The following is a 1,080-nucleotide window of genomic DNA, read 5'->3' on the forward strand; positions in this document are numbered from 1 at the left end:
TTTCTGAGCGGTGACCAATGGCGTTTTCACTTTGAAGGCGGCGGCGAGGCTCCTCCCCTTCCCTCGGTCATCCGGCAGCATGACAGACGGATAGACCTCCTTGCCGGCGATCTCGTTTCGCTTTTCTCAGGAGGTCTGGACAGCACCGTCTCTACGTTCCGGCTCATCGAGGAGAGCGCCCGCCCGGTCCTGGTTTCTCATGCCTACACCGGCGACAAATCCGTCCAGAACGCCATTGTCGCCCGCTTACCGACAGCCCTTCAGCACGTCTCGGTAAATGCCTGGCCAAACTCGGAGCGCACGTCCGAGATATCGATGCGTTCCAGAAGCTTCCTCTTCATAGCCATCGCCGCTTTGGTTTGTGACGTGAAATCAAGGCTGGTCGGCGGGCGCCCGATCGCACTGCAAGTTCCCGAGAACGGCCTGATTGCGTTGAACGCGCCATTAACGCCGAGACGGATCGGGTCCCATAGCACGCGCACAACGCATCCCTTTTTCTTGGATGGTGTCCAAGCGATTTTCGGCGCCGTTGGCATCCCGGCCACGATCGACAATCCGTTTGCAACCTGGACAAAAGGGCAAATGGTGCGATCGGTGAGCGGGAGCGAACTCTTTCAGGCCATTGCCTCAGAAACAGTCTCTTGCGGAAAGTGGAAGCGAGAAGGCCAACAATGCGGACGCTGCGTGCCCTGTCTCATCAGACGGGCGTCTCTCTACGAAGGTGACGTGGATGACCAGACCTCTTACCAGTCTGCCAGCCTCGTTGAGGTGATGAAAGTCGAAGACACCCGAGACGACCTGGTCGCGATGCTCTCGGCCGTCAAGCGCTTGGACAGTGCCAATGCCGACACGTGGGTTGCTCAATCAGGGCCTATGCCTGCCGATGTCGATCGCCGATCGGCCCTTGTCGATGTCCATCGACGCGGTCTAATGGAGGTCGGCAGATACCTCGCGGACGGTGGCTTCAAGATGTGATCGATTTTCATTGCCATCTCGACCTCTATCGGTATCCCGAGCTTGCGGTCGAAGATGCGGACAAATCAGGGGCTTATGTCCTCTGCGTGACCACGACGCCAAGGG

At 58.5% G+C, this 1,080-nt stretch carries 1 protein-coding gene; it reads left to right on the plus strand.

Translation table 11 applies throughout. The annotated features are described in order from the left end of the window. A partial coding sequence (gene qatC / locus EN750_RS35780) for a Qat anti-phage system QueC-like protein QatC (RefSeq protein WP_127399381.1) occupies window positions 1–975 on the plus strand: 975 nt, incomplete at its 5' end. Window positions 976–1,080 lie beyond the last annotated feature (105 nt).

This window comes from Mesorhizobium sp. M7A.F.Ca.ET.027.03.2.1 (assembly GCF_003999175.1).
In the GTDB taxonomy this organism is placed as follows: Bacteria; Pseudomonadota; Alphaproteobacteria; order Rhizobiales; family Rhizobiaceae; genus Mesorhizobium.